The organism is Flavobacterium sp. (assembly GCF_027484945.1).
GTDB lineage: Bacteria > Bacteroidota > Bacteroidia > Flavobacteriales > Flavobacteriaceae > Flavobacterium.
Window position 1 is genome coordinate 67107 of record NZ_JAIXRZ010000062.1, and the last position, 14652, is coordinate 81758.

Below are 14652 nucleotides of genomic sequence, written 5' to 3' on the forward strand. Positions count from 1 at the left end.
ACGAAATCTTATGTTTTGTACTTTTACAAAAAAAATAATGAAACAATGACGGTTATTTATCTATTGATAGGTTTGAATATTTTGATCAGTATAAAAGGGTTTGAAGACCATTTGTTCTTTCATCGGTTTTTATTTCATGTAGGAGCAATTCGCTCTGGCGATCAAATCCGAATGTTTTCTTCGGCTTTTTTACATGCTGATTATGCCCATTTAGCATTTAATATGATTGCACTGTATAGTTTTGCACCGGTTGTTTTAGGTGAATTTGGTGTGTTTACCTTTTTGCTTATCTATGGGGCCAGTTTACTTTTTGGGAATATGTTGAGTCTATGGATGCATAAGGATAATTCAAGTTATACAGCTGTGGGTGCATCGGGTGCTGTTACAGGAATTATTTATTCGGCAATATTATTAAATCCCCATGGCAAAGTATATCTGTTTTTTATCCCCATTGGGATACCGTCTTTTTTATTCGGTATTTTATATTTATTGTATACGTTATATGGTATGCGAACCCGAAACGACTCTGTTGGTCATGATGCCCATTTTGGAGGAGCTCTTGGCGGAATGCTTTTTACTTTATTGAAGTTTCCCCAATTGATTCAAATCAATCCCCTATTGATTATTGGATTATTAATTCCTATTGTATTATTAGTTGTTTTCATGCGCCAAGGAAAGTTATAAATGTGTGGTTTTCTTTAAAAGAGTTAATTCAAATTGTTATCGCAACATATTTCGCTCACGTAATTCTTTTCTAATTTTATCTAAAAGGATAGTCGTAATTTTTTCATTGATTACGATTTTGGCACCTATCCAAAGAAGTGTCTTTTCGGTCCAACTGTACTTGGATAGTGAAAGTAGTACTGCTTGTACTCGGAATTTAATTTTTCGCTTATTCCTGTTTAATTCGGCTGCCATTATTTTAGGAAATTTTTGACCATGCGATAACGTAGGGGAGTAGGGTTTTTCGTTTTCAATAGTGAATAAAGGTATAATAGGTAATAAACCGTTTTTAGTAAGGTATACATTTGTGGCACAATTTTCATATCCTTTTACAAAAATCGGATTGCTTGTTGCTGCAGGCACAGCAAAATGATGCCGAAGAAAACGTTCACAATTGGCTCTTCCTAAGAAGAAATCATGTACCCGGAAATCACGATGTAAGAAACCTCCAAATCCTCCTAAAGCGCCACACGCAAGTGCATGATTTCCTTCAATAACATGTGTATCCTCATAGCGAATAGGGCTGATTAAAAACTTACTATAATTTTCTGAATCCAAGGCGTCGGCTAAATCTTCGGGTTTACTTCGGCATTGATTTAACATGGCCGAAAACGTATCAATTGCAACGGCTCCTATTGTAGTATCATTTTTATAATCGCTCATCTCACTTGGAAAGGGATCAATCATGATCATTGTTCGGTCGAAATGATTCGAATCGCTATTCGTTTTCGATATAATCATTTGATGATCTGTTGTCTCGTGGAGTAATTCCATTACTTTTTCAAATGGTTCATTATAAATTACACCTCCGTCTACAAAAGTTTGTTTCGCATGGGTATTAAATATCTTTTCTTTGGGAGTCAGTAATTGAGCAGCAAAAGTGTGCGCTTTTAGTCCAACGGGAAATGCTCCTGTGGCAATAGCTGCATCTTGCATGGCCTTTACGCATGATGGATTATTCCAATCGATAGCAATCCATCCGTTTGTAGCGTGTTTTGGATTTAATGCAAATCCCATAAAAGCATCATGACGGGTTGTGATGTATCGATTAGAACTGGGCATATCTGATTTGAATGAAGTAGAATAGCTACGGCCGTTTAAGTGTGTAAGACTAACAAAGCATTGCAAGGATTCATGAACATAAGGTTTGTTCAAAACCGCATTCGAAAGAGGCAAAGCGCGTTGTGCTAATTGTTGTATAAAAGTTGCATTGAGTAATGATTTCGGTGGATTATCCTTTATATCAGAGGTATCAAGTAATTGGTCCAACATATCGGGTTGCGTCATATCGACCCAACTATGGTATAGGGTATTTTCTGGATGAGTTTCCAGTGAATTCGAAAGGGATTGAACCGGTTGCAGCGTTTTCAAAAGATGCGCAAGAGTCATTATTCCGGTCATTCCACCAGCGGATGCTCCGCCTATTACTTTTATTTTAACTTGATGTTGCGGAATATCGGTTTTTCCTGAAGCTTTTTGTTGTTCCCAGTTTTCTAAAGCTTCCAATAAATAATCCAGCACACCAGCTGTGTAAGCTCCGGCTGAAACTGCTCCTGCTAAGCAAAGCCCAAGGTGAAATTCAAGAGAAGTTTTTTTCATAAACCTATCGATGTTAAAGAGTTACTATAAAAGTAAAATTTTTTGCTAATGAATACAATTGCGGTTTATTCGAAATCATTTATCAATATAGCTTGTAATTAATGCTCTTTTTTAAAAATGTGTCCTAATTAGTTGCATATTCCTTTGGGTTTGTTGAATTTTGAACTCAAATCAAGCAGTATGGATACGGTACATTATATTAGTTCGGAAGTATTGACCTTAGAGCAGCTTCATGCAATTCTTTATCAAGGTAAAACCTTAGCGTTATCAGAAGATGCTAAAGTTAACATTATCAATTGTCGTAATTATTTAGATGCTAAAATGGCGGCTCAAACCGAACCGATATATGGGATTAATACGGGATTTGGTTCATTATGTAATGTAAAAATTTCTAATGAGAACCTTTCACAATTGCAGGTTAACCTAATGAAGTCCCATGCCTGCGGTACCGGCCCAGAGGTACCCCATGACATTGTAAAATTAATGCTGGTATTGAAAATCCAGTCGTTGAGCTATGGTCATTCGGGAGTACAGTTGGCTACAGTTGAACGATTAGTCGATTTTTATAATCATGACATTCTTCCAATCGTTTATGAACAAGGTTCGTTGGGCGCTAGCGGAGATTTAGCCCCTTTAGCCCATTTGTGTTTGCCACTCCTAGGAGAAGGTGAGGTTTTTACGGAAGGTTGCCGCCAACCCGCTGCAAAAGTGCTACAAGATAAAGGTTGGGACCCAATTGTGCTGCAATCAAAAGAAGGATTAGCTTTGTTAAATGGAACGCAATTTATGAGTGCTTATGGTTGTTATGTATTGCTAAAGGCAATGAAATGCTCCTATTTGGCCGATGTGATTGCAGCCCTTTCTTTAGAAGCTTTTGATGGGCGTATCGAACCCTTTGATGATTTGATTCATTACATCCGTCCCCACAAAGGGCAGCTAACCACGGCGCAACGAATGCGCGATTTGTTGGAAGGTAGTGAAATAATTTGTCAACCAAAACAACAGGTTCAAGATCCCTATTCATTCCGTTGTATACCTCAAGTGCATGGCGCGAGTAAAGACGCTTTGGATTATGTGAAAAAAGTTATGAAAACCGAAATCAATTCGGTAACCGATAACCCCAATATTTTCCGCGAAAGTGATAAAATTATCTCCGGCGGAAATTTTCATGGGCAACCCTTAGCCCTAGCGCTTGATTTTATGGGTATTGCGATGGCTGAAATTGGAAATATTTCTGAACGACGAACCTACCAATTAATAGCTGGATTACGTGGATTACCCTCCTTTTTGGTTAATGATCCTGGTTTGAATTCGGGATTTATGATTCCGCAATATACCGCTGCAAGTATTGTTAGTCAGAATAAACAATTGGCAACACCAGCATCGGTTGATAGTATTGTTTCAAGTAATGGCCAAGAAGATCACGTAAGTATGGGTTCAAATGCAGCAACGAAAGCACTTCGTATTGTTGATAATTTGGAACGTATTTTAGGGATTGAATTGATGAATGCTTCTCAAGCTATTGCGTATAGAAGACCGCTGCGAACTAGCGAGTTTTTGGAACAGTTTTTAAAATCCTACCGTGAAGAAGTACCATTAGTCGAGACCGATCGTATTTTGCATTACGATATCGAAAAATCAGTTGCTTTTTTACGAAGTTTTATAATTGAAATCGATTAATTGAAATACTATTGTGAACGATTCTCCAATAGGTTTTGTGTTATTTAAGTAAATCCCATTAGGGTTTCATTATTTCCATTTAATGCTTTTTTCAATGGATTTAATCATTTCTCCTGCGATATCTTTATGGGTTGCACCTTCAATTCCCTCTAATCCAGGTGAAGAATTTACTTCCAATAATAACGGACCTTTTGAGGAGCGAATAATATCGACTCCCGCTACTTTCAAGTCCATCGCTTTGGCGGCTTTAATCGCAATTCGCTTTTCTTCTGCTGTAACTTTAACTACAGAGGCAGAACCACCCATGTGGATATTTGCTCTAAATTCACCCGGTGCAGCTTCCCGTTGCATCGCAGCTACTACTTTGCCATCAACCACAAATAAACGGAGGTCTTTACCATCGGCTTCTTTTATAAATTCTTGAACTAAAATGTTGGCATTTAAACTTTTGAAAGCATTAATTACCGATTCAGCTGCTTTTTTTGTTTCGGCCAATACAACTCCTTTTCCTTGAGTGCCTTCTAACAATTTAACAATTAGTGGAGTTCCGCCGACCATTTTTATTAAGTCGTCGGTATCCAAAGGTGAGTTGGCAAATCCCGTAGTGGGAATATCAACACCATGATGCAACAATAATTGCAGCGAATACAATTTATCCCGCGATTGGGTGATGGATTTGGCGGAGTTTAAACAATGGACTTTCATCGCTTCAAACTGACGCGTTAAAGCACAACCATAAAAGGTCATACTTGGACGAATGCGGGGAATAATGGCATCAAAATTGTCGAGTATTTTTCCACCACGGTAATGAATTTCAGGTTTGTCGGCATCCAATTTCATGTAGCATTCTTTAATATTCAAAAAATGCATTTCATGGCCACGAGCTTCACCTGCCTCCATAATTCGCTGGTTGCTGTACAATTCAGGATTACTCGCTAAAAGTCCAATTCGCAAACCTGTTTTTGGAGCTACGGATTTTTGATAAATTTCTTTTAAATATTCAGTAGTGGGTTCCCCCAATAGATATTTTTGTTCTGGATCAACTAAAACTCGACCACTCATCGCCTCCCGTCCCAACAACATTCGAAATCCCATTGAGTCGCGGTTGGTTAACGTCACTTCGGCAATCCAAGAGTCCTCCCCAATTTTCAATTCCGTTTGAATAACAAAACGCTGTTCCCGGTAACCACTTGAACTTTTTACAATGCGCTTGTCGACAAGTTTTGCTTCACAATGGATTATCGTTTTTTGATTTTTTTGGATAGGATTAATATCAAACTTTACCCATGTTTCGCCTTCCTTTTGAAACGGCATGATGTTTATTGCGTGAAGGGCAGAAGTTTTTGCACCCGAGTCAACACGGGCTTTAATAGAGGGTAAACCTAAACCGGGAAAGCCACACCATTCTTCGGAACCTAAGATTATTTTGTGCATAGTAAAAAAGAAACCACGAATAAACGAAATAAATACATTTCGGTCAAACGTGGTTTATAAATAAAGTTATCAAATTATTAATTTGTGGGCTCTTCCGTTTTTTTAACAGTTACGGTTAACTCGTCGGCACCCTCTTCAATATCCATATAGATTTCATCACCTGAATTGATTTTTGAAGTGATAATTTCTTCAGCAAGAGTATCTTCAACATACTTTTGAATAGCACGTTTAAGGGGGCGTGCTCCAAATTGTTTGTCAAATCCTTTATCCGCAATGAATGCCTTGGCTTTGTCTGACAATTTTAAATTATACCCTAAATCCGCAATACGTAAATACAATTTTGCCAATTCAATTTCAATGATTTTATCGATATCTTCTTTTTCTAATGCGTTGAAGACAATCACATCATCAATACGGTTTAAGAATTCAGGAGCAAAAGCTTTTTTCAGGGCATTTTCAATAATACTTTTTGAATGGTCATCCGCTTGTGCAACTTTAGCAGCGGTGCCAAAACCAACGCCTTGCCCAAAGTCTTTCAATTGACGCGCTCCAACATTTGAAGTCATGATGATAATGGTATTTTTAAAATCAATTTTTCGTCCTAAACTATCCGTTAAATAACCATCATCGAGCACCTGCAACATCATATTGAATACATCAGGATGAGCTTTTTCAATTTCATCCAAAAGCACTACGCAATAGGGTTTGCGACGAACTTTTTCGGTTAATTGCCCACCTTCTTCATAACCAACATAACCGGGAGGAGCCCCGATTAAACGAGAAATCGCAAATTTTTCCATGTACTCACTCATGTCAATCCGCACTAGCGCATCTTCTGAATCAAAAAGTTCTTTAGCCAATACCTTTGCCAATTGGGTTTTGCCCACACCGGTTGATCCCAAGAAAATAAAGGATCCAATTGGACGGTTAGGGTCTTTCAGTCCCGCGCGGTTACGTTGAATAGAACGCGCGATTTTAAGCACTGCATCATTTTGTCCAATCACCTTACCTTGAAGTAGTTCGGGTAAATGAGCTAATTTATTACTTTCAGTTTGCGCAATACGATTAACAGGGATACCGGTCATCATTGAAACTACATCGGCAACATTGTCTTCGGTAACTTGAATGCGATTATTTTTAGAATCTTCTTCCCACTGTTCTTGTGCGATTGCTAGCTCTTTTTCCAATTTTTTCTCATCATCACGCAATTTAGCGGCCTCCTCGTACTTCTGGCGTTTAACTACTGAATTTTTCAATTCGCGCACATCTTCCAATTGCCGTTCTAAATCCAAGATTTGTTTGGGTACATCAATATTAGTGATATGTACCCGTGAACCTGCTTCGTCCAAAGCGTCAATAGCTTTATCGGGTAAAAAACGTTCCGACATATAACGGTCGGTTAATTTTACACATGCTTCAATGGCTTCAGGTGTGTAAATTACATTATGATGATCTTCGTATTTATTTTTGATGTTATTCAAGATAATAATCGTCTCCGATACAGAAGTAGGTTCGACAATCACTTTTTGAAAACGACGCTCTAAAGCACCATCTTTTTCGATATATTGACGGTATTCATCTAAGGTTGTAGCTCCTATACATTGAATTTCACCACGCGCCAATGCTGGTTTGAACATATTGGATGCATCCAACGAGCCGGTAGCGCCACCCGCACCAACGATGGTATGAATTTCGTCAATGAAAAGTATAATGTCGTCATTTTTTTCCAACTCATTCATGACAGCTTTCATGCGCTCTTCAAATTGTCCGCGGTATTTTGTGCCGGCAACTAAGGAGGCTAAATCCAAAGTAACTACACGCTTGTTAAAAAGTATTCGTGAAACTTTCTTTTGAATAATGCGAAGTGCTAGTCCTTCTGCAATGGCCGATTTACCCACACCGGGTTCACCAATTAATAAAGGGTTGTTCTTTTTCCGACGGCTTAAAATTTGAGAAACCCGTTCTATTTCCTTTTCACGACCAACAACAGGGTCTAATTTACCTTCTTCGGCTAATTCGGTTAAATCACGTCCAAAATTATCCAAAACAGGAGTTTTTGACTTTTTATTGGATTTGTTGGTTGGGTTATTAAAGGTGTCACCTTTTAAATTGTCATCGTGACCTGAATCGTCGTTGAACGATTCGTTTTTGGGTAGATTTTCCATGAAATCTTCGTCTTTAGGTGTCATTTGCAAGTATTGTTCTTTAGCTGCTTCATAGTCGATTTTCAACTTATTCAACAGTTTGGTTGTGGGGTCATTTTCATTTCGTAAAATACACAATAATAAATGTGCAGTGCTGATCGCTGTACTCTGGAAAACTTTTGCTTCCAAAAACGTTGTTTTTAAAGCGCGCTCCGCTTGACGGGTAAGGTGGAGGTTCTTTTTTTCTATGCTTTGATCCGTTGTGGTAATTGGCGGGCTCAATGCTTCTACCTTTCGTCGTAAATGATCAAGATCTACATCAAGATTGTTGAGAATGGTGATGGCTTTTCCATTTCCATCGCGTAAAATTCCTAGCATCAAGTGTTCGGTACCAATAAAGTCATGCCCTAAGCGTAAGGCCTCTTCTTTACTGTAGGTAATTACATCTTTAACGCGAGGTGAAAAATTGTCATCCATTGGTATTCGATTATGGGTTGGGTAAAACTAATGATTTTAGTTGGATTTACAAAAATCATTCCGTGGCAGTGCCTGTCAGTAAAATGACAAAAAAAAGTGCAATATTAAAAATGAAATGGAGCTGATTTATTAACCGATTTAAGGGTTGATTTTGTTAATAAAAAGTCAAAATTAGAAGCTTCCTTTGCTTTTAAAAAAGCTAAAAAACCGTATCTTGCGTGTTTCAATATTTTAAACAAAATTTATAAATTAGTAGTATATGTCTGACGGAGAAAAGTTAATTCCTATCAACATTGAAGATGAAATGAAGAGTGCCTATATCGATTATTCGATGTCGGTAATCGTTTCCCGCGCACTTCCGGATGTTCGTGACGGTTTAAAACCCGTGCACCGACGTGTGTTGTACGGAATGTATGACTTGGGCGTTTTTTCAAACAGAGCACACAAAAAATCAGCAAGAATTGTAGGGGAAGTTCTCGGTAAGTATCACCCACACGGCGATAGTTCCGTTTATGACGCCATGGTACGTATGGCACAGGAATGGAGTTTACGTTATCTATTAGTCGACGGTCAAGGAAATTTCGGTTCGATTGATGGGGATAGTCCTGCTGCAATGCGTTACACCGAAGCCCGTATGAAGAAGATGTCGGAAGACATTATGGCAGATATTGACAAAGAGACGGTTGATTTTCAGTTGAATTTTGACGATACGTTGTATGAGCCTAAAGTAATGCCTACACGTATCCCTAATTTGTTGATTAATGGTGCTTCTGGAATTGCTGTAGGTATGGCAACCAATATGCCACCTCATAATTTAACCGAAGTGGTAGATGGTACCTTGGCTTACATTGATAATAATGCTATCGAAATCGATGAATTATTGCAGTATATTAAAGCCCCTGATTTTCCAACCGGAGGTGTAATTTATGGTTATGAAGGTGTTCGCGAGGCTTTTAAAACTGGACGTGGTCGCATTGTGATGCGAGGTAAAGTCAATTTTGAAGAAGTGAACGGTAGGGAAGGGATCGTAGTTACTGAAATTCCTTATCAGGTCAATAAGGCTGAAATGATTAAAAAGACAGCCGATTTGATTAATGATAAGAAAATTGAAGGAATTTCCAATATTCGCGATGAATCGGATCGAAGCGGTATGCGAATCGTTTATGAGTTAAAACGCGATGCCGTTCCGAATGTGGTTTTAAATACCTTATTTAAATATACCCAATTGCAATCGTCCTTTAGTGTAAATAACATTGCATTGGTTAACGGTCGACCCGAAATGTTGAATTTGAAAGATTTGATTCATCATTTTGTTGAGCACCGCCACGATGTGGTCGTTCGAAGAACTCAGTTTGAATTGCGAAAAGCCGAAGAGCGCGCCCATATTTTAGAAGGTTTAATTATTGCTTCGGATAATATTGATGAAGTAATTGCCATCATTCGAGGCTCAAAAGATGGTGATGAAGCGCGTTCTAAGTTGATGGAGCGTTTCAGCTTGTCTGAAATTCAATCGCGTGCTATTGTAGAGATGCGCTTACGTCAGTTGACCGGTTTAGAGCAAGATAAATTGCGTGCTGAGTATGATGAGATCATGAAGTTGATTCAACGTTTGAAAGACTTGTTGGCAAGTAAAGAATTGCGAATGGAGTTAATTAAAGAGGAGTTGATTGAAGTTCGTGATAAATACGGTGATGCTCGTCGTTCAGAAATTGTATATGCGGGTGGTGATGTAAGTATTGAAGATTTAATTGCCGATGAAAATGTGGTTATCACTATTTCGCACGCTGGTTATATTAAACGTACTTCGTTATCAGAATATAAAACTCAGAATAGAGGAGGAGTGGGCCAGAAATCAGCGGCTACAAGAGATCAAGATTTCTTGGAACATTTGTTTGTGGCAACCAATCACCAGTATTTGTTGTTCTTCACGCAAAAAGGAAAATGCTTCTGGATGCGTGTATATGAAATTCCAGAAGGATCAAAAGCAAGTAAAGGACGTGCTATTCAAAATTTAATTAATATTGAGAGCGATGATAAAGTAAAAGCGTTTATCTGCACCAAAGACTTAAAAGACGAAGCTTACATCAACAATCATTTTGTGATTATGGCAACTAAACAAGGTCAGGTTAAGAAAACGCCTCTTGAACAGTATTCGCGTCCCCGTCAAAATGGTATCAATGCGATTACCATTCGTGAAGATGATGAATTGTTAGAAGCAAAATTAACTACGGGTAACAGTCAGGTTCTCGTAGCAGTAAAATCGGGCAAATTGGTTCGATTTGAAGAAAGTAAAACCCGCCCAATGGGACGAACGGCTTCTGGTGTTCGCGGAATTACGTTAGCAGATGAGAATGATGAAGTTATCGGAATGGTTGCAATTGATGAAAAAGAAGTCAATGAAAAACAGATTTTAGTCGTTACCGAAAATGGGTATGGCAAACGAACTAAGCTTGTTGATGACGACGGAGAAGATGTGTACCGTATTACCAACCGTGGTGGTAAAGGTGTGAAAACACTAAATATTACGGAAAAGACCGGGCAGTTGATTTCGATATGTGATGTTACCGACGAAGATGATTTGATGATTATTAATAAATCTGGTTTGACCATTCGGATGATGGTATCTGATTTGCGAATTATGGGTCGCGCAACCCAAGGTGTTCGTTTAATCAATATTAAAAATACCGATTCGATTGCTGCTGTTACAAAAGTAATGCGCGAAGATGAAGAAGAAGGAATTGATGGTTTAGATGAGACAACTCACCTGGATACTGATAGCACAACTGATGCGACTTCTTCTGAAAGCGAAGAATAAATTCGATAGTTATAAGCCATGAATTCAATTTCATGGCTTTTTTACATTTAAATAGAGTAATTATGAACATTAGTAAATTAATTTTTGCAGGAACAATATTCGTTTCTACGTTAGCTATCGCTCAAAAAGATGAGTTGAAAGCGCTAAAAAAAATGTATGGTAAAGATCAATTAAAAAACGATGAGATTACCGAGTATAAAAGTCTAGTTTCCAAGCTTGAAGGCGGATTAGCTGTTGAGGAAAATGACAAAATCTATACCGCTTTTTACAAAAGCATGTTGCCTATTGTAGAACTTTCTTCAATGGATCCAACAACACCTCCAGCAGTTGTTCAGGCTAAAATGGCTAAAGCTTTTAATTATAACAATTTAATTGAACTTGCCAATGGATTAAATGCAACGCTTGAGTATGAAAAAAAGACCGGTAAAAAAGTATATACCGAAGATATTTTAGAAACGATTACCAATTACAAGACAGAAATTGTTAATGTTGCAATTGCTCTAGCCAATACCAAAAAATATACCGAAGCTTCTAAAATACTTTATGCGGCCTACAAACTTGAACCTAAAGATGTAAATAACCTTTATTATGCAGCCAATTATGCCGTTGAAGCCAAGGATTATGATGGTGCTTTAGAATATTATAGCGAACTTAAACAATTAAAATACACTGGAGAGGGAACCACTTATTTGGCAAAAAATAATGCTTCGGGTGCTGTTGAAACGTTTAAAGACAAAGTTATGCGTGACAAATTTGTTGAGTCGGGCGCATATTCTAATCCAACAGAAGAAAAAATTAAATCGCGACGCGGTGAAATTGTACGTAACGTTGCTCTAATTTTAATTGAGAAAAATAAAACGGAAGAAGCCAAAACAGCAATTGCCGATGCCCGTAAAGAGTTTCCAAATGATGTAACCTTAATTATCTCTGAAGCTGAAATTTATTTGAAATTAAATGATATTCCCATGTATCAAAAATTGATTAAAGAAGCTTTAGATAAGAGTCCAAATGATCATTTGTTGATTTATAATTTAGGGGTTACAAGTGCCGAAAATAAACAATACGAAGAAGCAGAAAAATATTACCGTAAAGTGATTGATATTAAGCCCGATTATGTAGAAGCCTATATCAATTTAGCTGATGTAATACTCAAACCTGATCAAAAAATTGTTGATGAAATGAATAAATTAGGTCTTTCTAGCAAAGATCAAAAGCGTTATGAAGTATTGCAAGTAGAGCGCAAAGGTTTATTTAATCGTGTAATGCCAATTTTAGAAAAGGCCAATGATTTACGTCCAGAGAGCGAAGATATTCAAACGAGTTTAATGGCGGTTTACCGTTTCTTAGAACTAAAAGAAAAGATTGATGCTTTAAAAGCTAAAATGAATAAGTAATAAATTTACCCTGGTATAAAAAAAGCGTCCGTAATTGGACGCTTTTTTTTATACAATCTTCTTAATTACGCGTAGTCGGTGGGTGTGCCGGTTTTGATCTGCGTTATATATTCCTAGATGATCCAAGCGGTCGATACGAACTTTTCCACTTGCATGAATGATATAATTGTTTTCTAACATAATTCCGACATGAATAATTTTTCCTTCTTCATTATCAAAAAAAGCCAAATCGCCTGGTTCACTTTCTTCAATAAAACTCAAGACATCTCCTTGCGTGGCTTGTTGAGAAGCGTCGCGCAATAATGGATACCCGTTTAATTTATATACCATTTGTGTTAAGCCCGAACAATCAATTCCAAACGGTGTTTTTCCACCCCATAAATAAGGGGCATTCAAATACATAAAAGCCGTTGTGATTAATTCACTTTTGGGCTTTATACCGCTCAATTTTAATCCTTCAAATTGGTAATTAGCCGTATTGATTTCAGGATGATGTAAAAAGGAAAGGGACGCGCCTAATGTCAGAGGAGTTAACTGATTGTCTGGAGTAAAGGCATATTCTACCAAGTCGGCATTGAGTATTAGGGCATCATTCGAGAGTTTATCATAACTTTCTTTAGAAATCACTTGGTACTGCTTGCTGTCTACCCAACCTTCATAGTGATCAAAGTGCAAACGAACTTTTGACCATTGTTGGTTTTTTTCGATTATTTCAAAATGTTCGCCAAATAATACTTGCGATACAATTTCACTACGGTCACTAGCTTCAGCACGTAGTGGAATTACAGAAAGTGTACACAGCGCAAACATCATCAAGAAATTGAATTATAATCGTTCGATTACTATGGCAGAAGCACCACCACCACCATTACAAATAGCAGCTGCACCTATACGGGCATTGTTTTGGTGTAATACATTCAGCAAGGTAACTACGATGCGTGCACCCGAGCAACCTAGCGGATGGCCCAACGAAACGGCACCACCATTTACATTTACTTTCGCATTGTCTAAATTTAATAGTTTAGCATTCGCAAGTCCAACCACTGAAAAAGCTTCGTTAAATTCAAAATAATCGACATCTTCTATTGATAAATTTGCTTTGGCTAGTGCTTTCGGAAGCGCTTTCGCTGGAGCGGTAGTAAACCATTTGGGTTCTTGCGCTGCATCAGCATAAGAGCGGATAACAGCCAAAGGCGTTAATCCCATTTCTGTAGCTTTTTCTTCACTCATTAAAACCAACGCGGCCGCTCCATCATTAATGGTTGATGCATTAGCGGCAGTTACGGTACCCTCTTTTGTGAAAACTGCATTTAAGGTAGGGATTTTATCTAAACGCACATTGGTATATTCTTCATCCTTGGTAACCATAATTGGATCGCCTTTACGCTGAGGAACAGCAACAGGAACAACTTCAGCATCAAATTTCCCAGCATCCCAAGCTTGAGCCGACCGTTGATACGATTGAATGGCAAAGTTGTCTTGGTCTTCACGGCTAATGTTGTATTCAGTCGCACACAAATCGGCACAAACTCCCATGGCATTATTGTCATATGCATCGGTTAGACCATCTTTTTGCATACCATCCATAAGAGACGTAGGACCAAATTTAACGCCATTGCGAAGGTGAACATAGTGAGGGATACTACTCATGTTTTCCATACCTCCGGCAACAACAATTGATGCATCACCCGCCATAATTGCTTGCGCTCCTTGCATAATCGCTTTCATTCCAGAGGCACATACTTTGTTAACCGTTGTACAAGCAACCGCTTCTGATAATCCAGCATATAAAGCTGCTTGACGCGCGGGTGCTTGACCTACACCTGCTTGAACCACATTACCCATCAAAACTTCATCGACCAATTTTGGATCTAAATTGATTTTTTCTAAAGCACCTTTAATCGCAGCAGCTCCCAAACGGGGTGCAGGTACCGATGATAAAGCGCCCATAAAACTTCCAATTGGGGTTCGAGCAGCCGAGACGATAACAACTTTTTTATTCATGATTAACAAAAATTAGATTGGTTTGTTTGATTTGCAAATCTACTATTTTTTGCTAAATACGGTTGAAAAATGCCTTGTTTTTAAGTTGCCACATCACTATTTTGTGTCTATTTTGTTGATAACGAATTGCTTTAATTGTTCCTTGAAATTAATTCGTAAAAAAACACTTTAAAATGTTGTATTTTTTAGATTGTTACGTTACATTTGCAACCGCTTTAAGCGAAAGTTCTTTACAAATAGAATAGGAGAGGTGCCGGAGTGGTAACGGAGCAGATTGCTAATCTGTCGACGGGTAACCGTCGCCAGGGTTCGAGTCCCTGTCTCTCCGCTTCTTTCGGGGTGTAGCGTAGCCCGGTTATCGCGCCTGCTTTGGGAGCAGGAG

At 38.2% G+C, this 14652-nt stretch carries 9 protein-coding genes and 1 tRNA gene; 5 read left to right on the forward strand and 5 right to left on the reverse strand.

Going from position 1 to position 14652, the window contains the following annotated elements; all coding sequences use genetic code 11:
- Positions 1 to 45: 45 nt before the first annotated feature.
- Positions 46 to 684 carry a rhomboid family intramembrane serine protease gene (locus Q0039_RS08810; protein ID WP_297511773.1) on the forward strand — a complete coding sequence of 213 codons (639 nt, stop codon included), beginning with the start codon at positions 46 to 48 and terminating at the stop codon, positions 682 to 684.
- 36 nt (positions 685 to 720) lie between these two features.
- Here Q0039_RS08810 and Q0039_RS08815 read toward each other — a convergent pair whose 3' ends face one another.
- Complete coding sequence (locus Q0039_RS08815; protein ID WP_297511775.1) at positions 721 to 2322, reverse strand: patatin-like phospholipase family protein; 1602 nt, start codon at positions 2320 to 2322, stop codon at positions 721 to 723.
- A gap of 180 nt (positions 2323 to 2502) precedes the next feature.
- On the opposite strand from Q0039_RS08815, the gene hutH reads away from it, so the two are divergent.
- Positions 2503 to 4002 carry a histidine ammonia-lyase gene (gene hutH, locus Q0039_RS08820; RefSeq protein WP_297511777.1) on the forward strand — a complete coding sequence of 500 codons (1500 nt, stop codon included), beginning with the start codon at positions 2503 to 2505 and terminating at the stop codon, positions 4000 to 4002.
- A gap of 69 nt (positions 4003 to 4071) precedes the next feature.
- Here hutH and rimK read toward each other — a convergent pair whose 3' ends face one another.
- Together rimK and Q0039_RS08830 are read right to left on the reverse strand one after the other, a co-directional pair.
- On the reverse strand, positions 4072 to 5436 hold the full coding sequence (gene rimK / locus Q0039_RS08825) for a 30S ribosomal protein S6--L-glutamate ligase (protein ID WP_297511779.1): 1365 nt from the start codon (positions 5434 to 5436) through the stop codon (positions 4072 to 4074).
- 77 nt (positions 5437 to 5513) lie between these two features.
- Positions 5514 to 8057, reverse strand: coding sequence for an ATP-dependent Clp protease ATP-binding subunit (locus tag Q0039_RS08830; RefSeq protein ID WP_297511781.1), 2544 nt, complete (start codon positions 8055 to 8057; stop codon positions 5514 to 5516).
- Between the two features lie 259 nt (positions 8058 to 8316).
- Here Q0039_RS08830 and gyrA point away from each other — a divergent pair, with 259 nt between their 5' ends.
- Together gyrA and Q0039_RS08840 are read left to right on the forward strand one after the other, a co-directional pair.
- The gene (gene gyrA, locus Q0039_RS08835) at positions 8317 to 10872 is read left to right on the forward strand and encodes a DNA gyrase subunit A (RefSeq protein WP_297511783.1); all 2556 of its coding nucleotides are present in this window, start codon (positions 8317 to 8319) and stop codon (positions 10870 to 10872) included.
- A gap of 62 nt (positions 10873 to 10934) precedes the next feature.
- Positions 10935 to 12266 carry a tetratricopeptide repeat protein gene (locus Q0039_RS08840; RefSeq protein WP_297511785.1) on the forward strand — a complete coding sequence of 444 codons (1332 nt, stop codon included), beginning with the start codon at positions 10935 to 10937 and terminating at the stop codon, positions 12264 to 12266.
- A 48-nt stretch (positions 12267 to 12314) separates the two neighbouring features.
- On the opposite strand, the gene Q0039_RS08845 is transcribed toward Q0039_RS08840, so the two are convergent.
- Positions 12315 to 13076 carry a C40 family peptidase gene (locus Q0039_RS08845; RefSeq protein ID WP_297511789.1) on the reverse strand — a complete coding sequence of 254 codons (762 nt, stop codon included), beginning with the start codon at positions 13074 to 13076 and terminating at the stop codon, positions 12315 to 12317.
- 15 nt (positions 13077 to 13091) lie between these two features.
- Positions 13092 to 14270: an acetyl-CoA C-acyltransferase gene (locus tag Q0039_RS08850; protein ID WP_297511787.1), complete on the reverse strand. Its 1179-nt coding sequence runs from the start codon at positions 14268 to 14270 to the stop codon at positions 13092 to 13094.
- 244 nt (positions 14271 to 14514) lie between these two features.
- On the opposite strand from Q0039_RS08850, the gene Q0039_RS08855 reads away from it, so the two are divergent.
- Positions 14515 to 14598: transfer RNA gene (locus tag Q0039_RS08855), tRNA-Ser, on the forward strand.
- The last annotated feature ends 54 nt before the right edge of the window (positions 14599 to 14652 follow it).